This window comes from Halolamina pelagica (assembly GCF_900115675.1).
Lineage (GTDB): Archaea > Halobacteriota > Halobacteria > Halobacteriales > Haloferacaceae > Halolamina > Halolamina pelagica.
Genome location: NZ_FOXI01000002.1, coordinates 26,092 through 48,628, shown reverse-complemented (window position 1 = coordinate 48,628; position 22,537 = coordinate 26,092). Strand labels below are relative to the sequence as shown.

The following is a 22,537-nucleotide window of genomic DNA, read 5'->3' as shown; positions in this document are numbered from 1 at the left end:
GCACGCGCGGGAAGAACTCATAAGCCTCCATCCCCTACTCGGGGTAATCAATGGCTCGTGCCCGCGGCGCCGCCCTCGTGATGGCCATCCTCCTCGTGCTCGCCGGGATGCCCGGACTGACCGCCGGGACGATCCCCGACAACCGTGTGACGATCACCGATGCGACCGTCTCGTCGGGGACGCCCACGGCTGGCGCCCCGACGACCGTCTCCGCGACGGTCCGGCTCTCGGCCGGCAGCGCCTCCGCAGCGACACTCGAACGCGTCGAGATCGTTGATGGCGACGGCGAGAGCCTCGGCACGGCGACGGATCTCGGCTCGCTCTCGCCCGGTGAGACGCTCTCGGTCCCCGTGACCGTCCGCTTCCCCGATCCGGGCGCGCGGAACCTCACCGTTCTCGCGACCGTCTCCGACGCCGACGACGAGCGCACGACCGTCCGCCGGCCGCTGTCGGTCGTCGTCGAGTCCGGCGCGCCACAGGTCGAGACCGACCTCGACGGGCTCGTCGCCGGCGTCGACTCCGCTGCCAGCGTGACAGTCGCGAACCCCACCACTGCCGCCCTCCGGAACATCTCCGTCGCCGTCGCAGGCGTCGACGGCGACCGGACCCGGCGGACGATCCCCACCCTCGCCGCCGGGGGGAGCGAGACGCTGAACTTCAGCCTCCGGGCCGACACCGACGGCGAGCGCGACCTCGCGGTCGAAGTCACGTATACGACCGCCGTCGGGACGCAGGTGACGGAGCGCTGGGAGCGCTCCGTCGACGTCGCGACACTGTCCGACGACGTGGGCGTCCGCGTCGAGCGGGCAAGCGCCGATGGCGCGGCGGCGGCTGACGGCGGTGGCGCCGGCGGGATCGCCGGCCTCGCGGGCGCGCTCGGCGGCGGCAACACGCTCCAGTCCGACAGCGGGAGCGACGACGGCGGGCAGCAGGCGGGTGCGGTGAGCGTGACGGTGACGAACTTCGGCAACGCGCCGATCGAGAACGCGGTGCTCGTCCCCCGACTCCCCAACGGAAGCGCGGCGGCGGAACTGGGTCGGATCGCCCTCGCCGACGCTATCGCCCCCGGTGACGCCGAGAGCGTGACAGTCGATCTCTCGGGTATCGGGGCCGCGTCAGTCGAGTTCGCGGTCAGCTACGAACTCGACGCCGAGAAGCGCGAGGTGACCCGACAGTACGCGCTCGACCGGGAGACGGGCGCGGTGTCGGTCACGGGGTTGAACGTCAGCCTCGACGGCGACCGGCTGCGGCTGTCGGGCAACCTCGGCAACGTCGGCGACGGCGAAGTGAGCGGTGTCGTCCTCGGGGTCGCCGAGAGCGAGTACGTCGCCCCGGCGTATCCCAGCCGGGACCAGTTCCTCGGCACCGTCGGCCCCAGCGAGTTCGCACCGTTCGAACTGACCGCGCGGGTCGACGCCGCGAACGCGACGAGCGTCCCCGTCGAGGTCACCTACACGACCGCCGGGGAGCGCCGGACGACGACCGTCGACGTGGTGCTGCCGGCTGACACCGGCCGGAACGGGAGCGGCCTCCTCGGCGGGCTCGGCGGGACCGTCGTCGGCGTCGCCCTCGGAGTGGTGGTCACCGTCCCGCTGATCGTCTTCAGCGCCAGGCGGTACCGATGAGCGGCGACCGCGAGGCCGCAGGCGGGGCAGCCCACGCCACGGCACCCGACGGCGATCCACCTCCGCTCAGGCTCGACGGCGTCACCAAACAGTACGCCGGGGGCGGCGGCACCGTCACCGCACTCGAGGACGTGAGTTTCACCGTCGAACGCGGCGAGGTCACGGCGGTCATGGGCCCCTCGGGTTCGGGGAAATCGACGATGCTGAACATGCTCGGGCTGCTCGACGACCCGACAACCGGTAGCGTCGAACTGCTCGGCGAGCCGGTAGCCGGCCTCTCGGCGGCCGAGCGGACCGACGTGCGCCGCGAGCGCGTTGGCTTCGTCTTCCAGGACTTCCACCTGATCCCGACGCTGTCGGCCGTCGAGAACGTCCGGCTGCCGACGCGCTTTCTCGACGCCGACTACACCGACCGCGCGGTCGACCTGCTCACGCGGGTCGGGCTCGGCGATCGGCTACGACACACGCCCGACGAGCTCTCGGGCGGGCAGAAACAGCGCGTCGCGATCGCCCGCTCGCTGATCAACGAGCCCGACGTGTTGCTCGCCGACGAGCCGACCGGGAACCTCGACCGGGACACCGGCGAGGCCGTACTGGGCGAGATCAACACTATCGCCGACGGCGGCGTCGGCGTGGTCGCGGTCACCCACGACGAACTCGTCGGGGAGTACGCCGACCGCACCGTCGAACTGATCGACGGGAAGCTCCATGACTGAGACCGACCAGTCGGGGGACGATCCCGGCGTCCGCGTCCCGGAGACCGAGCCGACAGCGGCGGCCGATCCCGCCCTCGGAGACCGGCTGGCCCGGCGGTTCCCGGCCGCATCGCTCGCGCTCCGGAACCTCTCCCGACAGCGACTGCGAGCTGGCCTGGCGACGCTCGGCATCGTCATCGGCGTGTTCGCCGTCGTCACGCTGGGGATGTTGGGGACCGCCCTCCAGACCGCCGCGCTGGCCGAACTCGGCGGGCTCGGCAATCAGGTGATCGTCAGCCCCGCCGACGGCGGCGACGGGCTCGGTGCCCGCGAACTCGGGGGAATCCGGCAGGCGGCCGCCGGCCGCGGGACGGTCGTCCCGCTGAAGTCCGGCGGGGCGAGCGTCGCCGGGCCGGACGGGCAGTCCTTCGCCCAACTCTACGGGACGACCCAGCCCGCCGCCCTGTTCGGCGTCGACGGCGTCCCCGAGTACCTCCGTCAGGGCGCCGTCGTCGGCGACGAACTCGCGGAGGGGCTGGGTGCACGGGTCGGCTCGACCGTCGAGATCGAGGGGAACCGCTACCGGGTCGTCGCCATCATCGACTCCGAGGGGACGTTCTCGCCGATCCGACCCGGCTCGGCGGTCGTGCTCCCGCCCGGGGAGTTCGTCGCCGACAGCTACTCGCAGGTGGTGGTGCAGGCCAACTCCGCCGACGACGCGCGGGCGATCGCCGACGGCGTCCGCGAGCGGCTGAACACCCGGGAGGAGCGGGTGTCGGTGCTCTCGCTGACGAGCGTGCTCTCCCGGATCACGGAGTTCTTCGCGCTGCTCAACGGGTTCCTGCTCGCGGTGGCGGGCATCTCGCTGGTCGTCGCCGGCGTCTCGATTTTCAACGTCATGCTGATGACGGTCTCCGAGCGCCGCGGCGAGATCGGGGTGCTCCGAGCGGTTGGGATCCACCGCAACGAGGTGTTGCGGACGCTGCTCGTGGAGGCGACGCTGCTCGGCGTCGGCGGCGGCGCGCTGGGGAGCGTTCTCGGTGCAGCCGTCGTCGTCGGGATCGCGCTGCACACCCGGCTCCCCCTGTCGGCGGTGTTCGTGCCGACCAACGGGCTCGTCGCCCTCGGCGCGTTCGGCTTCGGGGTGCTGATCGCGCTCGTCGGTGGACTCTACCCCGCCTACCGCGCGGCGTGGGAGCCGCCGGTGGAGTCGCTCCGGGGATGAGTGCGCACTCCCTGGGTCGTCCGCAGTTCGCTCGGCACGGCTCTCGTATACTGACGTGCGAACAGCGCAGCCACGGCTCCGGCCGGGCGGTCGGTAACTGGCGGTCACCTGCGTTCTCGCGAGCCCACGAGAAGCCACCGGCGTCATCCTTATTTGTCGACTGCGAACAGGCTCCCAACGGGAGACTCAGCCGGCGACGACCTCGGGCAGGCGTTGGAGGCGGCTGCCAAGCCACCCGTCTTTTTGCGTCCGCGGCGGCGACCGAGCGTATGACCGAACGGAACGTCCGCGGCGGGGAACTGGCGACCTGCAGCACCGACCCGACCACCGGCTTCGAGCGCGACGGCTGCTGTGGCACGCATCCGGGCGATCGTGGCCGGCACGAACTCTGTGCGGTGATGACCGAGGCGTTCCTCACGTTCAGCAAGCGCCGTGGGAACGACCTCGTCACCCCGCGCCCGTCGATGGGGTTCCCGGGGCTCGAGCCGGGGGATCGATGGTGTCTCTGTCTCGGTCGCTGGATCGAGGCCCTGGAGGCGACGCGACAGGAACGGCTGCCGGAGACGACGGTCCCGCCGGTGGTGCTCGAAGCGACCAACGAGGCCGTCCTCGACTCGGTCGAGTTAGCGACACTCGAAACCCACGCGTACGACGACTGAGCAATGCGTACGGTCCGAACCCACCGTCATCAGCGTGTCGCCTCCTGCCGCTCGACGATCGTGTTGGTGATGGCCGCCGTCGTCGACGAGTCGGCCGGCCGGCGGCGTCGGATCGCCTCGAGGTACGGTTGGACGAGCCGGGGCGACGCCTCGGAGATCGCTTCGAGGCCGGCGAGGGCGTGGCGTTCGAGCAGCCTGTCCTTCGTGTCCGGCGCCGCGTGACAGCCTTCGGCGGCTCGCCGACGACACGCCGGGAAGCGCATCCCGAGCCTGCCGAGGCCGCTCGATGCACGCCAGCCGGCGCTTTCGGCGGGCGACAGCCTCGGCGTCGATATCGAGCTCCGCGAGCGCGACTGCGCGTGCCCGGTCACGGGGGCCGCCCTCCACTAGTTCGAGCGCCCGGTCGTGGGTCGCGATCGGCGTCGAGCAGGAACCAGTCGCTGTAGAACTCCCTGAACTGTGGCTTCTCGGGCATGTCGTGGATCGTGGTGTCGTTGACTCCGACCCACCAGTCGACGTATTCGTGCCGAGAGAGCCAGCGGTCGCGAGCATCCTCGCGGACTCGAGCGCCACACGCGATCCCGTACCGGTCGAGCAACCCTTGGTCCTTGTCGCCGAGGCCGCACCGTGCGCCGGCGAAGCGAACCGGCCAGGCACCGAACCCCGGCGTAGCGATCAGGTCAGATCGGTCAACACAGTCGTGAGTATCGTCCGCAACCAGTTCACCGGCTCTTTCCTACTGATTCATCAGGGAACGGACCACATCGTCGGGTATGAAGACAATTCACCGGTTCGGGTCGGCAGTTGGATTCGTGGTATTATAAAGAGCGAGGAGAATATCCGCGCCTTTAGGCACGAGATGAATCCGACACTCTGACAGGCACCCCACCGACGGCACTCCAGCCGGATATTCAACGCCCGGTCGTTGATTTCAACTCATAACTGATTATGAAACACAGAACGATGCTGGAGACGACCCGCACTTACGTCGCTCGCATCACGAACCACTCGCAGGTTCGTGATGATCTCGACCAGTGTGGGTTCTCTGCATCCAAACTGTGGAACGTCGGGCGCTACTACATCCAACAACGGTGGGACGGCGACGGTGAGATACCCGCCGAATCCGAACTGAAATCGGAGTTGAAAGACCACGAACGCTACAGAACACATCGTTGAGCGGTGTGTCCAAGAAGGTGTGGAGAAGATCGCAGTTGGCGACCTTGGCGACATCCGCGAGGATGAGAACGGCGATTCGCGGAACTGGGGTGGGTCGGGGAACAAGAAACTCCACGGATGGGAGTTCGACCGATTCGCCCGTCTCCTCGAATACAAGGCCGAGGAACACGGCATCCTCGTTGACCGTGTTGATGAGGAGAACACGTCGAAGACGTGTTCGTGTTGCGGGCAGATTCGGGGCAGCAACCGCGTGGAACGTGGTCTGTACGTCTGTTCGTCGTGCGAGACGACGATGAACGCAGACGTGAACGGTGCGGTGAACATTCGGAGAAAGATACCTCAGAGTCCCCCGACAAGGGATATGAGTAACGGCTGTCTGGCACAGCCCGGGGTCTTCCTGTTCGACCGCGAGAGCGGACGGTTCACACCGAGAGAACAGGGAGACTGCAAACCCTAATATCCCAACGCTCGGGATTCATCCGGCTTTAGCCGGAGGAGGATGTCAATTATCACCGACGGTAGTAGTCTGGCGTTGATGGCGTCGCAGCACGCCGACTTTGTTCGCGACCCTCGCCGCTAAGTCCTGGAATGCTTCCGCGGACTTCGCGTCGTCCTGACGAACGATCGGCTCGCCGTCGTCGGCGCCGGCACGAACCGCTGGATCCAGCGGAAGCGAGCCGAGGTAGGGGACGTCGACTTCGCCGGCCAGCGATCGGCCACCGTCTTCACCGAAGATCTCGTGGGCGTCTCCGCAAGTAGGGCAGACGAAGCCGCTCATGTTTTCGACGACACCCAACACGTTGGTCTGGTACTCACCGAACATCTCGATACCCCGACGGGTGTCGCCGACGGCGACGGACTGCGGTGTCGTGACCACGACAGTCCCCGTGACGGGTAAGTGCTGTAGCACCGTCAGCTGGACATCCCCAGTCCCAGGCGGGAGATCCACGACGAGGTAGTCGAGCGTTCCCCACGAAACGTCGCCAAACAGGTCGGTGAGTGTGTCCTGTGCGACCGGACCGCGCCAGACGACCGGGTCGTCCTCCTCGATCATCAGTCCGACGCTCATCAGCTTGAGCCCGTGGGCGGTGGGCGGTTCGATTCGGTCTTCGCCGTCGACGGTCCTCACGTCGGGATCGGTGTCGGTGCCGAGCATCTGCGGGACGTTCGGCCCGTACACGTCAGCGTCGAACAGCCCGACGTTCGCCCCGCGATCGGCGAGGCCGGCGGCGAGGTTGACGGCGACGGTGCTTTTGCCGACGCCGCCCTTTCCGGAGGCGACGGCAATCACGTTCTTGACGCCGGGCAGAACCGACGACTCGGCGGAATCGAACAGCGGCACGTTCGCCGAGAGCTCGACGTCGATCCCCGCTTCGTCGGCAACCTCACGGACGCGCTCCGCGATGGCGGACTCGTCCGGAGCGTGCGGCGCACCGAGTGCGAGCTCGATGGCGGCGGTTCCGTCGTTGACGGTGATCTCGTTGACGAGTCCGGCAGTGACGATGTCTGTATCGAGCGCCGGGTCGTCGACGGCGCGGAGGCGATCACGGAGGTCGGCGTCTGAGATATCTGTGGTTGTCATTGGTCGGGTAGGTCTGCGGATGTGGTTTCGGACGGCTGCAGATCAGTCTGTACGGCTTCTTGCGCGTCCCATGCGGTGAACGTCCGTGTGAGACGAGCGATTGCGGCGAAGACGCCTTCGACCGTGTCGCTGCTCGCAACGGCCTCTTCGAACCGGTCGATCCAACCCAGGCGGGAGAGCATCTGGGCCTGAAGCCCGCGGACTGCGTCGAGGTCCGCTTCAGTTCCGTCGTTTTCGAGGAGAGCCGCCTCTCGCTCGCAGAGCGCACGCATGAACTCGAAGCATGCAGCGATGTGGTCGGGGATGTCGTCGCCGCGCTCCGGCGTAAACTCGGCGGCGGCGTACAGCTGTGCCATATCGGCGGCTGGATCGCCGAGGAGTTCGCCGGCCTCCCCGGCGGTGTGATACCTGGAGTCCGACTCGAACGCCTCGCTCGGATCGATCGCGTGAGCGGACGCGAACGGCGGGACGTAGTGGGTCCCAGGAACGACGAACAGGTTGTCGTAGCCGATGGCCAGCGAGTCAGCGTCGTAGTCGTCGCCACGTAGGTCAGCCGTCTCGATGTCGATCGGGAATACCTCGGCAACGGCCGCGAAGACCCCTCGATCGAGCGCGGCAGCGGTCGTCTCGGCCTCGCCGTCGAAGGTCGCAGCTAACAGCCCGTACAGCCGTGCCCGGGCCGTCGCCACCGCCACCTCGTCGCGGTCGTCGTCTGTGTGCGTGGGCATCTCTGATCACCTCAGCTCCACGTCGACGAAGGCGTCGTACTGCGCGTTGCTTCCACCAACAAGGTCCGAGAGTCCGGTATCGCCGAGCTCCTCATCTAACGGCTGGACGTGATTGATCGCAAAGCCGGCGTCGCGCCCCTTCGCGTACCCGGCCTCCTCGGTCATCGGCTCGTCGAACTGGTAGTCGCTGTGTCCGTCGGCCTCGACCGCCGGCCGCGTTTCGCCGTCGATCGTCTCGGCCGTCGCACCGTCTCCCGTCCGACCCCATCCCCACATCGAACCGACGACGCCGGGGCGGATACCGCTCGTGACCATCGCAACCGCGTCGACGCTCTTGCGTCCTGCATCGAGGACGATGTCGTCCCCGTTCTCGATCCCGCGCTCCTCGGCGTCGTGGGGGTTGATCCACACGGGGTTCTCCGGGCGCGTCTCGCGGAGCCACGGGCTGTTCTGGGTACGGTGCATCCCCTGCGTCCGCGGCTTCCAGTTGATCAGCCGGAGCGGGCGCTCTCGGTTGTCGTCGCCGCTCACCGCGGCCTGAACGGTCCCGTCGTAGTGCTCGACGTCGTCGACCTTCGGAAGCGGGTCGAACCGCTCGCCGGTAAAGGAGTGTTTCCCGTTCGGGACGACCTCGCTGTAGAAGTCGACCCGCGACTCGAGCTTGTACCGCATGTGCTCGCCGTCGTAGGCGTTCGAGTCGTCTCCGCGCTCGGCGTAGTCGTACCCGTGACCGTGCTCTGCGAACGCTTCGTCGTAGCCCTCGGTCGGCTCCTCGAAGCGGCCGCCCCGGTTCAACACCGTGACGACCTTCGGCCATTCCTCGTCGGTGACGGCCGCCCGCCAGCGATCGAGGGCGAACTGATCGCCGAGGCCGTTCTCGTGGCTCTCGCGGAACACCCGCAGTTCGTCCTCGCTCGCGTCCGCGACGGGATCGCGACTGTACGCGATGTTCGCCGCGAGCTTCAGGTAGAAGTCTTCCGCCTGTTCGAGGGGCCACAGGTCGCCGTCCGCGTCGGGGATGGCGTCCTTGCCGACGCCCGGCAGGTCCAGCTCCGACCACAGCTCGATGAGCACGTCTTCGAACGGACGCGCGTTGGGAACGACAGAGACGGCTGGCTGGCTGATCTTCTCGTCGGCCAGCCGCTTGTTCGGGTACGTCCCGAAGTTCTCCCATCGTTCGAGGTAGGTCGGCTCGGGCAGGATGTAGTCGGCGTACTGGCTCGTCTCGCCGATGACCGTGTCCGAGGCGACGATCAGCGGGATCGTGTCGGTGTCTTTGAGGATCGCCGGGATCTCGTCGCCGCCGGCAATCGCCATCACGTGATTGTTCGAGTACGGCCGGATGAACAGCGCCTCGACGCCGTACGGGTACTCGTCGGCGGCGCTACCGTAGAGCTCTTGGGTCGCCTGCGGCGGCGCGACGGGGAACCACGGCCGCTTCGCCGGGTAGCCGTCGTCGCGGTCGAACAGCGAGGTGTCCTCGTAGTTGACGCCGCCGCGGAGCAGGGGGATCCCCCACGGGGAGCGCCCGTCCGGGACCGATCCGAGCTCGTATCGCCCGGACATGGTGTCGTAGCCCGCGTATGGCGTGATCTGGCCGCCCTTCCAGTCGTAGTTCCCGATGAGGTGTTGCAGGGTGGCGATCGCCCGCGTGTTGTAGAACCCGTTGGTGTGTTTCGCCGGGCCGCGGTAGGCCATGATCGCCGCCTGCTTGCCGTGACTGGTGAACTCGTCGGCGATCTCGGCGATCTTTTCGGCCGACACGCCGGCCATCTCGGCGTACTCCTCGATCGTGTGTTCGAAGACGCGCTCGCGGTACTGGCTCCAGACGCTTCGAACCGCCGTTCCGTCGATGGTCACGTCGACGTCGAGAACCGCCGTGTCGACCTCGCTCGCGGGGCGCGGCTCGCCCGTCGCGGCGTCGACGGCGACGAAGTCGTCCGCGGCGTCGGCGTCCTCCGGAACGAGCCCGAGATCGCTAGCTCGCGCCTTCGGCCCCGCCTCCTCGTCGACGAGGACGAGGTGCGACGCGTCGCTCCAGGTGGGCTCGTCGTCGTCGCTCGCGGCCGACTGTGAGGGGTTCTGGAGGTACGTCAGGTCGTGGCGGCCGTTCTCGATGATCCACCGCGCCATCCCGAGCGCCAGCGCTCCGTCCGCGCCGGGTTCGACGGGGACCCACGTGTCGGCCTTCTCGGCAGTCTTCGACAGGCGCGGGTCGACCACATCCATCCGCATCCCGTCCTCGATGGCGTTCGTCAGCTTCGGGGCGAGCCACGTCGGCCCCTTGTTGGCGACCATCGGGTTGGTCCCCCAGACGATGAGGTACTCGCAGTTCTCGATGTCGGGGTACTGCCGCTTCTTTTGGGCGGCGTGCGAGCGCACGTTGCCCATCACGCTCGAGACGCCGCAGGTTCCGGCGTGGTGGATGCTGTTTATCGATCCCAACCCTTGGTGCCAGAGCCGGTTCCGGATGAAGTTCCGGCGGAACCCGCCGATATCGACGATCTGGTTGGTCTTCGGGCCGAGGTCGGGGTGGTCGGTGTCGATGAGGTCGTCGGCGTACTTCTCGTCGAACGCCGACTTGGACAGCTCGCCGTTCTGGACGGCCTCCCAGTCGCTCATCACCGTCTCCTGTGGGGCGTATCCCCGGATGTCCTTGAGTCCGGGGTGGCCGAGGTCGTCGTCGCCCTCGACGATGTCTCGAATCACCTGGTCCCACGAGACGGTCTTCCACTCGCCCGAGCCGCGCGGACCGACCCGTTTCATCGGTTGGCGGACACGGTAGCTGTCGAAGGCCGTCTGGATCCCTGCCTGCCCTTTCAGGCATATCCGGCCGCCCGAGAGCGACCAGCGGTCGGTGTCAACGTCGCCGCTCCCCTCGACGTCGCCCATCGCCACGTCCGCCGGATCGCTCTCGTAGGGCACCTGTGAGAACGGCTGCGTGTTGAGGAACGAGTACGGGTTCCCGGCGAGCTTCCGGACGAGCGAGCTGTACTCGCCGGTACCGCTCCCGTCCGCGAGCTGGACCTTGATCGGACAGAACGTGTTACACTGTCCACAGGTGGTGTGGATCACGTCGCTCGCACCGTACTCCCCGTAGTCGTCCCCGACGTAGTGCTGCTCGTCGTCGGTCCACAGGTCGTCGAGGTCAACGTCAACCGCGGCGTTGCTCGCCGCCGCGATGACTCCGATACTCCCGGCCGCTTTGACGAAGTCACGACGCGATACGCCTGCGCCGTCCTCGCCTGAATCATCAGCACTCATTAGTGGTCACCTCCGGTAAGTGGCGTCAACGGCAGCGTCTCCGCACCGAGCGTGTACAACAGCAGGCCGACACCGATCATACCGATACTCGTCCCCCACTCGACCAGCGTCGGGAAGTACGCCCCGTGGGGGAGCCCCTCCATCACCGGCATGATCTGTGCCGGGACGACGATATTGAACCGAACCGCGATGATCCCGATGACGACGCTCAGTCCGGCGAGTACCATCACCGACGGCGTGCGCCGCCACGCTTTCTTGGTCAGCAAGACCATCGGGAATACCCAGCTGAATCCAACCATGAACCACCAGAACGACCACGACATCGGGCCGTACATGATGACCTGCCAGGTCTCGATCTCGTGAGGGTGGACGCTGGCGATCGCGATGAACGTCTCGATGGCGGTCAGGGCGGCGTCGACGATAATGAAGCCGATCAACAGCTGTGCGAGTCGATCCAGCAGGTCCGGGTCGACCGAGTCGCCGTCGAACAGCCGGGTCCGAAGCACGTAGACCACCATCACGAGCGCGGTCCCGCTGAGCAGCGCCGAGATGACGAAGATAACCGGGAACAGCCCGCTGTTCCAGTACGGACGGGCCTTCGAGACGGCGAACAGCACGCCGGTCCCGCCGTGGACCATGAAGATCGCCAATGGGATCCCGACGATGCCGGCCCGCTTGAGCCAGCGCTGGTCGAACGACCGGGACCCCTCGCTCGTGTCCAGTCGGCCGAGCGCGAGCGCCGTGTAGAACGTCTGTCGAAGTCCCGAGGTGCGCTCGGCGATCCGTGCGAGGTCGATCCGCATCGAGAAATACAGCTCCGTGACCAGAATCCCGATATAGGCCACGTAGGCGTGCACTTCCCACGAGAGTGCGGAGGTCAGTTGGCGCCAGATAAACGGGAAGTACATCCGGTCCATCCGTCCGAGGTCGATCCAGACGAACAGCAGCGCCACCGCCATGCTGATGATGGCCGCAAACAGCGCGTCGCGATCGATCCTGTGCATCCCCTCGACCTCGAAGACGTTGGCCATCGTACTCACGAGGAACGCACCGGCGGAGAGGCCGACGAAGTAGATGTAGAAGGCGACCCACGCCCCCCACGGGACGATACTCGTGAGGTTCGTGGTTGCCATCCCCCCCGTGATCCTGAGATACGTCGCGTAGGCGCCGACAGCGACGAGTACGCCGACGACCGCGTACCAGGCGACGCGTAGCCGGTCGTCTTCGAACCCCGGATCGAACTCGAACCGTGAACTCTGTGTCGACATCGGTCTATTTGAGGTAGTAGACGTTGGGGTCAGTCCCTTCGTCTTCTTTCAGTTGGAACGCGCGTGACGAATCGGCCATCTGTGCGACGTCGCTGTCGGGGTTCTCGAGGTCGCCCATGTTCCGGGCGTCGCCGACGCACGTCTCGACGCACGCCGGCTCTTCGCCGCGCTCTAACCGATGGGTGCAGAAACTGCACTTGCGAACGTTGCCGATCGGCGATTTTCCCTCCTCGCGCGGTCCGCGGTCGACGCCGTACTCGGGGCTGGTCAGTTCGCCGGCCTCGTCGACCTCGTCGTCGTAGTTTTCGCCGAAGTCGAAGTACCGCGCGCCGTACGGGCAAGCAATGATGCAGTATCGACAACCGATACACCGGTCGTAGTCGATGTTGACCACGCCGTCGTCCATCTTGTACGTCGCCGAGACCGGACACACCTGTACACAAGGCGGGTTATCGCACTGCATACACGGCCGAGGCACGTTCGTCCGCGTGACGTTCGGGAACTCGCCGTGTTCTTCTTCCATCACGACGTTGTACGAAACGCCGGGTGGCGTCCGGTTTTCGGACTTACACGCGACCGTACACGAGTCACAGCCGACGCATTTCTGGAGGTCGATCACCATCCCCCACTTCTCGTCGCCCGCGCCGATCCCACCGTCGGGCTCCTCCCCTTCAACCTGCGCGGACTCCGCCGCAACGGTGTCCATCGAACCGACCGCACAGCTCAACGACTCGGCCGTCCCCGTCGAGACAGTCTGGTCGCCGGCGTCAACCGCGGGGTTCGGCGTCTCCTGATACGCCTCGCCGAACTCGTCGGCCGCGGCTTCATCGTACTTTTCCCAGTACTGGTCGCCGGTGAGTTCACCGCGTGCGACGCGCTGTGCGTCCTCGGCCATCGCGACGCCGAGATCCGTGTCCGCCTCGACGTCTGCGAGCTCCTCTCGTGGATCGGGTCGCTCGTTCTCGACCATCGCGTCGAGATCAGCTTTCCCGACGTTCGGAATACCGGGAAGCGTGTCGTCGTCTGTGGTGCTCATCGCCACCACCCGTCACCGATCGTCTCGTCGACGACCACTTGCTCCCACGTCGGTCGGTTAGTCCTGGAGTTCATACACGTATTCGTACGTGGTCCCCCGTGGAGAGGGTGATACCAATATACTCTGAACCGGGCCGAACCCGGAGAGATACCCCATATTTCGGGTACCAATACTGTTTGGGTCGGGCTCGGTTGGGGGGAAATCGGGGCGCGTCTCAAGCGAAACACCGACCACAGGGATTATTCAAAGAGACCAGTTACCTTCGACTATGACCTGGTCGAGTCGAAGTCGACGACTGCCCCGCGGCCGAGGGTCCCTCAGCTGTCGGAGGCAGACACGGACCGTATGAACTGGATTATTGCCCTCTCGATCGGACTGCGACTGCTAGGCGTCGGTTATTCGATTCTACTACTCGCTCGCACCCGCGATCGCCGCTTCGGCTTCCTGATGCTACTGTTTGCCTTTATGACGCTTCGACAACTGCTCACCGTACAGACGGCGAGCACTGGGCTTGAAGAGCTTCCCGGCCTCGTTGTAAGCGCGCTCACGTTGCTGACAGTGTACTACCTCTCAGAGTACGTCAGCGACGAAGACGCCCTCAAGACGGAGCTTCGGACGGTAAACGAGCGCCTCCAGAGCTTTCGGAAGGCGATCGAACACGCCGGTCACGCGATTTTTATCACCGACTCCGACGGCACGATCGAGTACGCAAACCCGGCTGTCGAGTCGGTCACTGGGTACGAGCGGGACGAGGTGATCGGAGAGAATCCTCGGCTCTGGCAATCCGGGAAACACGGCGACGATTTTTATGCGGACCTCTGGGGACAAATCACGTCAGGGTCAGTCTGGGAAGGCGAACTGACGAACCGCCGGAAATCGGGAGAATTACTCTGGATAGACGCGACGATCGCTCCGATCACCGAGGACGGAGAGGTGAATCGCTACGTCGCGATCGAGCGCGATATCACCGAACGAAAGGAGCACGAAATGCGTATCGAGGACCAGAACAAGCGATTGACGGTACTGAACAACACTAATCAAGTGCTTCGCGATATCAACCGCGAACTTGTCGCCGCCTCGACACGCGAGGAGATCGAGGCTGCCGTCTGTGAGCAGTTCGCTTCGTCGGACCTCTTCGATGTGGCTTGGATCGGTAGTCAAGGACTCGTCGACGGCACGGTTAGCCCGAACTCTTGGGCCGGCAGCGATATGGGGTCGCTCGAGAACCATGTCGAAGAGATGTGTAAGGCGGATCCGACACCGGTCGAGCAGGCACTAGAGGAACAGAGTCCAGTGTTTACCGACGTTGAGGCCGATCAATTGGAGACAGTCGACAAACAACGGTGTGTCGTCGTTCCGCTCACCTACCACGAGGCGGAGTATGGCGTCCTCGGCGTCGTCACCAGCGACCCCCACGCGTTCGACCTCATCGAACGGGACGTGTTCATCGAACTCGGTCAAACGATCGCAGACGCCATCAGCGCCGTCGAGAGCAAGCAAACACTCATCTCCGACAGCGTAACCGAATTGGAGTTCCGGTTGACAGCAGTCGACGAACCGCTTGCAACGATGGCAGCACAGCTCGATTGTACGGTCACAGTAGAGGACGTCGTCGACGACGGGAACGAGAACCGAATCCAGTACGTTACCATCACCCAGCCTGAGCCGGATGTCGTCACCGAGTACGCGGCCGATACCGAGGCTATCAGTACCGTACAGCACGTTCACACGTACGAAGACAGGGCGCTTTACCGGTTATCGGTCGACGAGCCGTCGATCGTCACGACGTTAGCGCAGTACGGAGTAAGCATCGAGTCGTTTTCGATTACTGGAACCACTGGGCATCTGGTTGCACAGGTAGCTAGTTCGAACGATATTCGAAGTGTTGTCAACGCGCTTCGGACGACCTACGATGGGTTGACGCTGATCGCACAGCGAGAGCACGAGCGGGAGGTACAGACTGAAGCCGCCTTCCGAAAACAGCTTACAGCCGCGTTGACGGAGCGACAACGAGAGGCAGTCCGGACCGCCCATTTTGCAGGGTTCTTCGATTGGCCCCGTGAGCACAGCGGAGAGGAAGTCGCGTCGATGATGGATATCTCACAGACGACGTTTACCCAGCACCTTCGGGCAGCGGAAAAGAAACTCTTCGAGGCACTGTTCGACGGAACCGTAGCCACTTAGTTGAGTGAACGTCGCTACGCTGGTTCATACTCGCCGGTTTGCTGTTGTGGCTTATCACTGACAAGTGAGAAACGATGTCAGTCGCTGATCCGCGTTCGCACGGCACACAGTTCGGCCTGCGTGTTCGTGTTCGAGACCGAACGGGTCAGCGGGACACGGTCGGGGGCGTCTTGGTCCTGCACGACCGTCGCATCGAGTTCGGACACGAGCCGCTGGAGGCGGAGGTCGGAAGGTTGCTGCGAACAGTACCGTTCCAGCGCCCGACAGTCGTACACTGCGTGCAAGGGGTGGTGGCCGGCGTGGTTCGCCGGGATGATCGCGGCGCCGGGTCGGCTTGCGTATTCGCCGACGAGCCACTCGACCGCGCAGGGATCGAGTTGCGGCATATCACATCCGCAGACGAACACGGGGTCCGTCTCGACCGCACCGATCGCTCCCGCGATCCCCGCGAGCGGGCCGCGTCCCCACTCGACATCGTACCGATAGCGGACTGACGACGAGAGGGCCGGGTCGACGACGGACTGCTTCTCCGGATCCCCGACGGCGACGACCGGCGTCCGACCGGTCGCGGCATGCACCGCGTCGACGATGCGAGCGATCATCGGCTGATCTTGGACCGTCGCCAGCGATTTCGGCACGGGCCCGAAGCGCTCACTCCCGCCGCCAGCGAGCACGATGGGCGTGACCGACACGGCCCGACAGTCGCGACCGTTCTGGTTGTGCTCGTCGCTCATTCGTACTCGGGGTTGTCGAGGGTCACTGTTTCGTACCGGTCCGGATCAGCATCCGCCGGGAGGCTGAGCAGGTCGACCCGGTGGATCCCTTTCACCAGTCGCTCGCCGTCGATATCGCCGGCCAGGAACCGCAGACCGTACGGCCGCGTCTCCCGGAGCTGTTCGCCGTCGCGTTCGAACGCGACGACCCCGTCGAGTGCATCGGCGACCGGGACACAGATGGCGTAGCCGTCTTCGCTTTCGACCCGGAAGTGCGTCGTCTCCGCCGGGGCGTCAACGATATTCAGCAGGTCGGTCACCGGGATGCCGGTCCAGGTGGCGGTCGTCCGCTCGCCGGTCGCACAGCGGATCGTGTACTCGCGGGTGACGGTCGACCGGTCGGCGCAGGCGGCGGCGTCAACCGCACGCTGCTCACCGTCGCTGGCGATGACAAAGCTCGTCGGCGCGTCCGCAAGCTCGTTGGGGCCGTCACCGTCAAAGACGATACCGCCATCCATCAGGCGTCACCTCGCACGACCTCAGTCGCCGCCTCGTCGTCCGACAATTCACCGCGCGAGACCCGTTGTGGGTCCTCGGTTATCTCGAGCCCCAGCTCCGTGTCGTCGTCGGTCTTTTCGAGTCCCTCTTGCGGATTTGTCAGCTCCGCATCAACCCTCGTGTTCAACTCATTCGTTCCGATGTCGGGGATACCGAGAGGCCATTCGTCGGTACTACTCACGGCTAAGCACCTCCTTTCACACCTGCAGCGATTGTCAACATACACGTAGGGATACGCGATCCCGGTTGTTGAGCGTACGTCCAATACTGTTGGGGACAGATACGACGAGGCGTTCGGGGTATCGTTCGGGTACCAATACTGTTTGGGATCCTGAGATCCCCCGTCGTCTGAGTGACGCCTCGACGCTGATCCCGGCGCGGGCGAGAGTCCTAGCGGTCGAAACCGAGGAGGCAGTTCTATCGACTATGACGCCCGTTCATTCGAACAAGATGTTCTGAATGTTTTTCTCCGGGCGGCACCTCCCCCTTGATCTCTGGGAATCCAGGGATAGGTTCAGTATAGCCTTGGATTTCTGTATCGATGGCTCCGGTGACTCCGCCTGTGTTTCGGACAGTCACATCGATTGTGACGTGGTCCCCTCTTACGATTGGGTCATTCTGTAGTTCATTATTGGCTACTTCGATTTGAGCTGGTTCAGGTGTCGGAGTGTTTGTCGAGGAACATCCCGCCGTCATGAGAATTAGACCAGGTCCGATGGAGGCCAGTATTTGCCTCCGATCCATGTGGAGTTAGGGGTTTGATACAAGGGCAAATGTTTGGCTTACTACCGAATCCATCTACAACATCGAAGCGGGTTCTCACCCGGGTCTAGAGTGAAACAGCCGGTAAGTAGGTGTGTGAATGGAGCCTGTTTGTTTTTATATTCCTACTGCTATGGGACGAGACCGCCGCCTCAAGCATCCGCAGAGATCATCTTCAACTGATCGAGAAGAAGCCCGTTGAAGTACTTGAGCTTCCTCGCTGGTCCATTATCTGGTCGAATTCGTCTCTTGCAAGGTGTTCGTATGTCGGGTCCTCCAGGGTTCCGCTGACCCTGAGTGGTTCGTCCCAGCCCTGGTGGTCCATGACCTGTTTGAAGGCTCTGGCGGTGTACTCGAACTGTTCTGCCTACTCTCTTCGTCGGGTTGTTGATGAAGTCCTGGACGCTTCTGCCGAAGCTGTCCTCGACCACGAGTCGGACCGCTGGCTCGGGGATCTCGTGGGCGACGATGTCGCTGAGGATGCCTCGCTCGGCACGGAGTTCCCGCGTCGTTTCCGACGGGGCGAAGTAGATCGTCTCGGTGCCTTCCCGGGACCGCCGTCATCCTCGTAGACGATCTCGAGCCCGCCACGCCCGGAGTCCTTCTTCCCTCGGTAGGCGACGCCGCCGGCTCACCCGACGATCGGCGGCCGCTCCACCGTCACGTAGTCCTCGAACACGCGGCCCCCGTCCCGGAGCGCCACCACCTCGACGGCGCCGGGCATCGACCCCTCGGGGATCTGCCACGCCGCCGTCAGCGTCCCCGAGCTACCGGGTTCGATCGAGCCCGTACTCGAGACGCCGTCGATACGCTCCCCGTCGCGCAGACGTACGTGTCGCGTCCGGATTTCGACCGTGGCGTCGGTGTCGTTCTCCACCTCGACGCCGAAGACGTACGTCCGGGACGACTCCTCCGCACGGATCTCCGACGTGGTGATCGTCTCGCTAGCCGCGGTCTCGGGCAGCAGTTCGTCGCCGACCCCGACCGCGTCCGGCCGGTCCGTCGGCGTCGCCGTGCCCGTCTCGGTCGGGTCATCGTCGTCGCCACCGAGCAGTTCGGCGTCGATGATGTTGGCGAACGTCAGCACTTCGACGACGACGGGGATGCCGAAGGCGATCAGGGCGATCCAGCGGATCAGTCGGCGCCGGTCGATCTCCTCGTCGTCGGCCGGCGGCGCTGTGGGCTCGTCGGGATCAGTCGGTTCGTCGGTGTCCGGTGGGGAATCACTCATAGAGGGCGGAGAGGGAGCGCCGCTACTCCGGGAACGGGACGCTACCGGGCCAGAGGATCCCGTCGGCGACCATGTCGTACAGCGGGATGCCGTAGGCCAGCAGCACCAGCGCGATCGCGATCGCGGTCCAGAGCTTCAGGTTGTCGAGCACGCGCGGCGACTCCTCGGCGCCGGAGAGCGGCTCGGGGATCGAGCCGTTGACACGGAGTTGGCTGTTGGGCTTGCCGAGCGCCCAAGTACCGGCCATCACGGCGAGGAACATCATCGCGCCGACGAACAGCAGCGTGCCGCCGATGGCGATCTGGATCCGCATCTCGCCGACCGTCCCGACGACGGCGTCGAAGGTGACCTGGTCGTACTGGGGTTCGGCGGTCCGCCGGGGGATCCCGGCGAGGCCGCCGCGGTGCATCGCGTTCGACATCAGCACCATCCCGACGAACCAGACGAACGGCTGGATCGCCGCCATCCCGCGGAACTGCAGGCGCTTCCCGGTGAGCTGGGGCACCAGCCAGTAGGCGATGGCCATCAGCGTCAGCGCGTACGCCGTCCCCACGGTGAGGTGGAAGTGGCCGGGCACCCAGATGGTGTTGTGGATGAGGTAGTTGATGTTCATCCCGGCGTTGATCATCCCGGAGAACCCGCCGGCGGCGAACATGATCCCCGCGAGCGCGACGCCGGAGAACTCGGGGCGCTCCCACGGGAGGTCCTTGAGCCACGCGAGGTACCCCTTCGCCCCCTGCTGGCGCGCCCCGTGTTCCATGCTCGCGACGACGGTGAACAGCGTCAACAGCGACGGCAACAGCAGGAAGAACGTGTTGGTCATCGCGACCAACTTGTAGCCCGAGGCGATCCCGGGGTCGGTGTACTGGTGGTGGAACCCGACCGGCGTCGACAGCAACAGGAACAGCACGAACGTCACTCGCGCGAGCGGGTCACTGAACAGCCGGCCGCCCGCGAGCTTCGGCAGGACGGTGTACCAGACAACGTACGCCGGCAGCAGCCAGAAGTACACCACCGGGTGGCCGAAGTACCAGAACAGCGTCCGGGTCAGCAGCGGGTCGACCTGGCTGATCAGCCCGAGCGACCACGGGATGAGGAAGAACACCACCTCGATGGCCACCCCCGCGGAGGAGAGGTACCACATCAGCATCGTCGTCATCACCATGAACGACTGCAGCGGGATGCGGGCGTCGGGGTTGTGCGAGCGCCACTCACGGTACTGCAGGAACCAGTCGAGTCCCGCGCCCCACGAGCCGACGATCAGCAACGCGGCGCCGATGTAGAACAGCGGGTGGGCCTCGAGCGGCGCGTAGAACGTGTACAACACGTCCGCGCTCGCCGGGATCCAGTCGAACAGCCCGCCGACGATCGTCCCCGCGGCGAGCAGGGTACCGATCGACATCGTCCAGAGCCAGCCCTGCGTCAGCCGCCGACTCGTCGGCGAGACGCCGAGGCTGCGGGTGTTCGCCCAGTGGAACAGCCCCGCGATCCCGAACGTGGTGAACACCAGCGCCAGCAGCACGCCGTGCCCCGTCAGGATCGTGTAGTAGTCCGACGACGGGATGATCCGCAGCGTGTTCGTCCGGTGCAGTGCCTGAATCAGCCCGAACAGCGCGCCGACGCCGAAGGCCGCGAAGGCGATCCACAGGCAGATCCGGGCGGTCCGGGCCGCCTCGGGGAACCGGTCGACGAACGCCAGTCGGCGGCGCGTCCCGTCCTCGGTTTCGACGTACTCCTGCTCGGTCTCGAACCCCGTCTCGGTGCCGTGTTCAGTAGCCATCAGTTCTCACCTCCCTCGAACTCCGACTGCTCGACGACGACGACCTGCCCCTCCATCGTGTGGTGGCCGCTGCCGCAGTACTCGTGGCAGACGATGCCGTGTTCGCCCGTCTCCTCGAACGTGACGGAGAACTCCGCGACCTGTCCGGGGATCACCATCGTGTTCACGTTCGTCCCCGCGAGGTTGAACCCGTGTGTCACGTCGGGCGAGGTGACGTGGAACGATATCGGCTCGCCCGCCGGCACTCGGATCGGCTCCGTGGTCCCCGGCTGGAAGAAGTACTGTCGCGCGATGACGTACACTTCGACGCCGTCCTCGGTGTCGTAGACGCCGGGTTCCCGGAAGTTGTTCGTCTGCTCGTAGTTGCCGTCGGCGATGACCGACGGCTCGACGGTACCGCCGCTGTCGTCGACCATCGCGATCCCGGGACCGACCGCACCGTAGATGATGGTCCCGATGAACGCGACGATCAGGACGAGCGATACGCCGAACCAGAGTCTCTCGAATCGATGAACGTGCATAGTTAGCCAGTGATCGTGGGACCGCCGATGAACTCGACGAAGTACATGAACACCCACAGCAGTACGATCAGGACGAAGTACCCCGCGACGAGCGCCGCCGTCCCCAGCGGGTCGTAGTCACCGTCGATCTCCTCGACCGGCTCCTGCTCGACCGCCTCGGTGGCCTGCTCGCCGACGTACGCCTGTTCGGAGGCCGCGTGGTCGCGGTAGGCCGCGTAGGACTCGGCCCCGAGGACGGTGGTCACCGCGACCCCGAGACTGCCGCCGATCACGAGCGCGAACCAGCCGACGAAGTCCGAGGGGACGGGGATCAAGCTGCCGCCGCCCGTCTCCCCTTCCGCCGGTGTCTCCTGACCGCCGTCGCCGCCGTCGCCGCCACCGCCGCTGATGTTGCCGACGACGATGGCGCCCTTCATGCCGAGCGCCTCGTGGGGGATACAGACGTACTTGTACGTGCCCTCGTTCTCGAAGGTGTGGCTGAAGGTGTGGCCGGCTTCCCCGACGAGCTCGGACTCGAAGGAGCCGTCCTCCGCGACGACGTTGTGCGAACCACCCCTGCCGGTCCACTCCCAGACGACCGTGGTCCCCGGGTCGATCCGGACCGCCGGCGGGCCGAACCCGTAGGGCTGCCCGCCGTTGTCGACGCCGACCTCGACGGTGACTTCCGAGTTCCCGCGCTCGTCGACGGTCTCCTCGTAGTTGTCGACGTCGTCGAACCAGCCGTCGTAGTCCGGCTCGGAGACACCGCCGCCCCCGCCGCCGCCGACGACGATGGCGCCCTTCATGCCGAGCGCCTCGTGGGGGATACAGACGTACTTGAACGTCCCCTCGCTCTCGAAGGTGTGACTGAAGGTGTGGCCGGCTTCCCCGACGAGCTCGGACTCGAAGGAGCCGTCCTCCGCGACGACGTTGTGCGAACCACCCCTGCCGGTCCACTCCCAGACGACAGTCGCTCCCGGATCGATCCTGACCGCCGGCGGGCCGAACCCGTAGGGCTGCCCGCCGTTGTCGACGCCGACCTCGACGGTCACCTCGGACTCTCCCGTGCGGTCGACGACGCCGTCGTAGTTGTCGACGTCGTCGAACCACCCGTCGAAATCGCTCGACTGCGCAGCCGCCGGCGCAGTCGCGCCGAGGAGCGCCCCCGTCGCGACCGTACCACCGGCGGCGAGGAGCCGTCGCCGTGTCGGCCGTGGCTGTCTGTCCCTGTTCGGTGCCATGGGGCCGCCTTATCCCCCAACCCATTAACCGATCCCGGCAGTTCCCACGGGGTAGGAATCGGCACAGGACAGTACATCCCGGAACGCGTACCGGCGTCCAATGTCTGCACGAAAACTGATCGCCATCGGGCTCGCGGCGCTGATCCCGGTCTGGGTGTACGCACTCGGCGTCAGCGGCGGGATCGTCGTCGGCCTCGCGTCGACAGCGTGCGTGCTGCTGATCCTGGCGGGGCTGTACATGATGTTCGGGCCCCACGAGACGCCCGACGCAAGCGGCATCTGAGCGATGCACCGACGCGGTAGCGCCCGC

Annotated in this window: 20 protein-coding genes and 1 pseudogene; 7 read left to right on the top strand and 14 right to left on the bottom strand. The window is 65.6% G+C overall.

Going from position 1 to position 22,537, the window contains the following annotated elements; translation table 11 throughout:
- Positions 1–50 precede the first annotated feature (50 nt).
- The 4 genes from BMZ83_RS02875 to BMZ83_RS02860 all read left to right on the top strand — a co-directional run bounded on the left by BMZ83_RS02875 (position 51) and on the right by BMZ83_RS02860 (position 4,204).
- The gene (locus BMZ83_RS02875; RefSeq protein WP_074875448.1) at positions 51–1,625 is read left to right on the top strand and encodes a CARDB domain-containing protein; all 1,575 of its coding nucleotides are present in this window, start codon (positions 51–53) and stop codon (positions 1,623–1,625) included.
- On the top strand, positions 1,622–2,341 hold the full coding sequence (locus BMZ83_RS02870; protein WP_074875446.1) for an ABC transporter ATP-binding protein: 720 nt from the start codon (positions 1,622–1,624) through the stop codon (positions 2,339–2,341). The genes BMZ83_RS02875 and BMZ83_RS02870 overlap by 4 nt, the downstream gene beginning before the upstream one ends.
- On the top strand, positions 2,334–3,545 hold the full coding sequence (locus BMZ83_RS02865; RefSeq protein ID WP_079990095.1) for an ABC transporter permease: 1,212 nt from the start codon (positions 2,334–2,336) through the stop codon (positions 3,543–3,545). The genes BMZ83_RS02870 and BMZ83_RS02865 overlap by 8 nt, the downstream gene beginning before the upstream one ends.
- A gap of 269 nt (positions 3,546–3,814) precedes the next feature.
- Complete coding sequence (locus BMZ83_RS02860; RefSeq protein WP_074875444.1) at positions 3,815–4,204, top strand: DUF2237 family protein; 390 nt, start codon at positions 3,815–3,817, stop codon at positions 4,202–4,204.
- Positions 4,205–4,233: 29 nt separating this feature from the next.
- On the opposite strand, the gene BMZ83_RS02855 is transcribed toward BMZ83_RS02860, so the two are convergent.
- Together BMZ83_RS02855 and BMZ83_RS16180 are read right to left on the bottom strand one after the other, a co-directional pair.
- Positions 4,234–4,575, bottom strand: a complete 342-nt coding sequence (locus BMZ83_RS02855; RefSeq protein ID WP_143076877.1) for a hypothetical protein — start codon at positions 4,573–4,575, stop codon at positions 4,234–4,236.
- Positions 4,572–4,802, bottom strand: coding sequence for a hypothetical protein (locus tag BMZ83_RS16180; protein WP_143076876.1), 231 nt, complete (start codon positions 4,800–4,802; stop codon positions 4,572–4,574). Before BMZ83_RS16180 ends, BMZ83_RS02855 begins: the two co-directional genes overlap by 4 nt.
- A 365-nt stretch (positions 4,803–5,167) precedes the next feature.
- On the opposite strand from BMZ83_RS16180, the pseudogene BMZ83_RS02850 reads away from it, so the two are divergent.
- Positions 5,168–5,837: pseudogene (locus tag BMZ83_RS02850) on the top strand (zinc ribbon domain-containing protein).
- Positions 5,838–5,882: 45 nt separating this feature from the next.
- On the opposite strand, the gene BMZ83_RS02845 reads toward BMZ83_RS02850, so the two are convergent.
- From BMZ83_RS02845 to BMZ83_RS02825, 5 genes are read right to left on the bottom strand one after another with little or no spacing between them, the layout of a single operon-like run.
- The gene (locus BMZ83_RS02845) at positions 5,883–6,962 is read right to left on the bottom strand and encodes an Mrp/NBP35 family ATP-binding protein (protein ID WP_079990094.1); all 1,080 of its coding nucleotides are present in this window, start codon (positions 6,960–6,962) and stop codon (positions 5,883–5,885) included.
- Positions 6,959–7,690: a TorD/DmsD family molecular chaperone gene (locus BMZ83_RS02840; RefSeq protein WP_074875441.1), complete on the bottom strand. Its 732-nt coding sequence runs from the start codon at positions 7,688–7,690 to the stop codon at positions 6,959–6,961. Before BMZ83_RS02840 ends, BMZ83_RS02845 begins: the two co-directional genes overlap by 4 nt.
- A 6-nt stretch (positions 7,691–7,696) precedes the next feature.
- A complete protein-coding gene (locus BMZ83_RS02835; RefSeq protein ID WP_074875439.1) occupies positions 7,697–10,954 on the bottom strand; it encodes a molybdopterin-dependent oxidoreductase in 3,258 nt (1,085 codons plus the stop codon).
- Positions 10,954–12,222, bottom strand: a complete 1,269-nt coding sequence (gene nrfD / locus BMZ83_RS02830) for an NrfD/PsrC family molybdoenzyme membrane anchor subunit (RefSeq protein ID WP_074875437.1) — start codon at positions 12,220–12,222, stop codon at positions 10,954–10,956. The genes BMZ83_RS02835 and nrfD overlap by 1 nt, the downstream gene beginning before the upstream one ends.
- A gap of 4 nt (positions 12,223–12,226) precedes the next feature.
- On the bottom strand, positions 12,227–13,258 hold the full coding sequence (locus BMZ83_RS02825) for a 4Fe-4S dicluster domain-containing protein (protein WP_174955727.1): 1,032 nt from the start codon (positions 13,256–13,258) through the stop codon (positions 12,227–12,229).
- 345 nt (positions 13,259–13,603) lie between these two features.
- On the opposite strand from BMZ83_RS02825, the gene BMZ83_RS02820 reads away from it, so the two are divergent.
- Entirely contained in the window at positions 13,604–15,442 is a 1,839-nt protein-coding gene (locus tag BMZ83_RS02820; protein WP_074875435.1) for a bacterio-opsin activator domain-containing protein, read from the top strand.
- Positions 15,443–15,519: 77 nt separating this feature from the next.
- On the opposite strand, the gene mobA is transcribed toward BMZ83_RS02820, so the two are convergent.
- The 7 genes from mobA to BMZ83_RS02785 form a co-directional block, all read right to left on the bottom strand.
- On the bottom strand, positions 15,520–16,176 hold the full coding sequence (gene mobA / locus BMZ83_RS02815; protein ID WP_074875433.1) for a molybdenum cofactor guanylyltransferase: 657 nt from the start codon (positions 16,174–16,176) through the stop codon (positions 15,520–15,522).
- The gene (locus BMZ83_RS02810; protein WP_074875431.1) at positions 16,173–16,673 is read right to left on the bottom strand and encodes a molybdopterin-dependent oxidoreductase; all 501 of its coding nucleotides are present in this window, start codon (positions 16,671–16,673) and stop codon (positions 16,173–16,175) included. Before BMZ83_RS02810 ends, mobA begins: the two co-directional genes overlap by 4 nt.
- Positions 16,673–16,894 carry a 4Fe-4S ferredoxin N-terminal domain-containing protein gene (locus tag BMZ83_RS16705; RefSeq protein WP_074875429.1) on the bottom strand — a complete coding sequence of 74 codons (222 nt, stop codon included), beginning with the start codon at positions 16,892–16,894 and terminating at the stop codon, positions 16,673–16,675. Before BMZ83_RS16705 ends, BMZ83_RS02810 begins: the two co-directional genes overlap by 1 nt.
- Before the next feature lie 1,212 nt (positions 16,895–18,106).
- A complete protein-coding gene (locus BMZ83_RS02800) occupies positions 18,107–18,706 on the bottom strand; it encodes a hypothetical protein (RefSeq protein WP_074875427.1) in 600 nt (199 codons plus the stop codon).
- Positions 18,707–18,728: 22 nt separating this feature from the next.
- On the bottom strand, positions 18,729–20,405 hold the full coding sequence (locus BMZ83_RS02795; protein ID WP_074876128.1) for a b(o/a)3-type cytochrome-c oxidase subunit 1: 1,677 nt from the start codon (positions 20,403–20,405) through the stop codon (positions 18,729–18,731).
- Positions 20,406–20,485: 80 nt separating this feature from the next.
- The gene (locus tag BMZ83_RS02790; protein ID WP_074875425.1) at positions 20,486–21,007 is read right to left on the bottom strand and encodes a cupredoxin domain-containing protein; all 522 of its coding nucleotides are present in this window, start codon (positions 21,005–21,007) and stop codon (positions 20,486–20,488) included.
- A gap of 2 nt (positions 21,008–21,009) precedes the next feature.
- The gene (locus BMZ83_RS02785) at positions 21,010–22,227 is read right to left on the bottom strand and encodes a halocyanin domain-containing protein (protein WP_074875423.1); all 1,218 of its coding nucleotides are present in this window, start codon (positions 22,225–22,227) and stop codon (positions 21,010–21,012) included.
- Between the two features lie 100 nt (positions 22,228–22,327).
- On the opposite strand from BMZ83_RS02785, the gene BMZ83_RS02780 reads away from it, so the two are divergent.
- Positions 22,328–22,510 (top strand): hypothetical protein, encoded by a 183-nt coding sequence (locus BMZ83_RS02780; RefSeq protein WP_074875421.1) that lies wholly within the window; start codon positions 22,328–22,330, stop codon positions 22,508–22,510.
- Positions 22,511–22,537: the final 27 nt, after the last annotated feature.

Bases quoted from the DNA above. Each gene is read 5' to 3' on its own strand.
- BMZ83_RS02875 (WP_074875448.1), top strand. From the start codon at position 51: ATGGCTCGTGCCCGCGGCGCCGCCCTCGTGATGGCCATCCTCCTCGTG.
- BMZ83_RS02870 (WP_074875446.1), top strand. From the start codon at position 1,622: ATGAGCGGCGACCGCGAGGCCGCAGGCGGGGCAGCCCACGCCACGGCA.
- BMZ83_RS02865 (WP_079990095.1), top strand. From the start codon at position 2,334: ATGACTGAGACCGACCAGTCGGGGGACGATCCCGGCGTCCGCGTCCCG.
- BMZ83_RS02860 (WP_074875444.1), top strand. From the start codon at position 3,815: ATGACCGAACGGAACGTCCGCGGCGGGGAACTGGCGACCTGCAGCACC.
- BMZ83_RS02845 (WP_079990094.1), bottom strand. From the start codon at position 6,962: ATGACAACCACAGATATCTCAGACGCCGACCTCCGTGATCGCCTCCGC.
- BMZ83_RS02840 (WP_074875441.1), bottom strand. From the start codon at position 7,690: ATGCCCACGCACACAGACGACGACCGCGACGAGGTGGCGGTGGCGACG.
- BMZ83_RS02835 (WP_074875439.1), bottom strand. From the start codon at position 10,954: ATGAGTGCTGATGATTCAGGCGAGGACGGCGCAGGCGTATCGCGTCGT.
- nrfD (WP_074875437.1), bottom strand. From the start codon at position 12,222: ATGTCGACACAGAGTTCACGGTTCGAGTTCGATCCGGGGTTCGAAGAC.
- BMZ83_RS02825 (WP_174955727.1), bottom strand. From the start codon at position 13,258: ATGAGCACCACAGACGACGACACGCTTCCCGGTATTCCGAACGTCGGG.
- BMZ83_RS02820 (WP_074875435.1), top strand. From the start codon at position 13,604: ATGAACTGGATTATTGCCCTCTCGATCGGACTGCGACTGCTAGGCGTC.
- mobA (WP_074875433.1), bottom strand. From the start codon at position 16,176: ATGAGCGACGAGCACAACCAGAACGGTCGCGACTGTCGGGCCGTGTCG.
- BMZ83_RS02810 (WP_074875431.1), bottom strand. From the start codon at position 16,673: ATGGATGGCGGTATCGTCTTTGACGGTGACGGCCCCAACGAGCTTGCG.
- BMZ83_RS02800 (WP_074875427.1), bottom strand. From the start codon at position 18,706: ATGAGTGATTCCCCACCGGACACCGACGAACCGACTGATCCCGACGAG.
- BMZ83_RS02790 (WP_074875425.1), bottom strand. From the start codon at position 21,007: ATGCACGTTCATCGATTCGAGAGACTCTGGTTCGGCGTATCGCTCGTC.
- BMZ83_RS02785 (WP_074875423.1), bottom strand. From the start codon at position 22,227: ATGGCACCGAACAGGGACAGACAGCCACGGCCGACACGGCGACGGCTC.
- BMZ83_RS02780 (WP_074875421.1), top strand. From the start codon at position 22,328: ATGTCTGCACGAAAACTGATCGCCATCGGGCTCGCGGCGCTGATCCCG.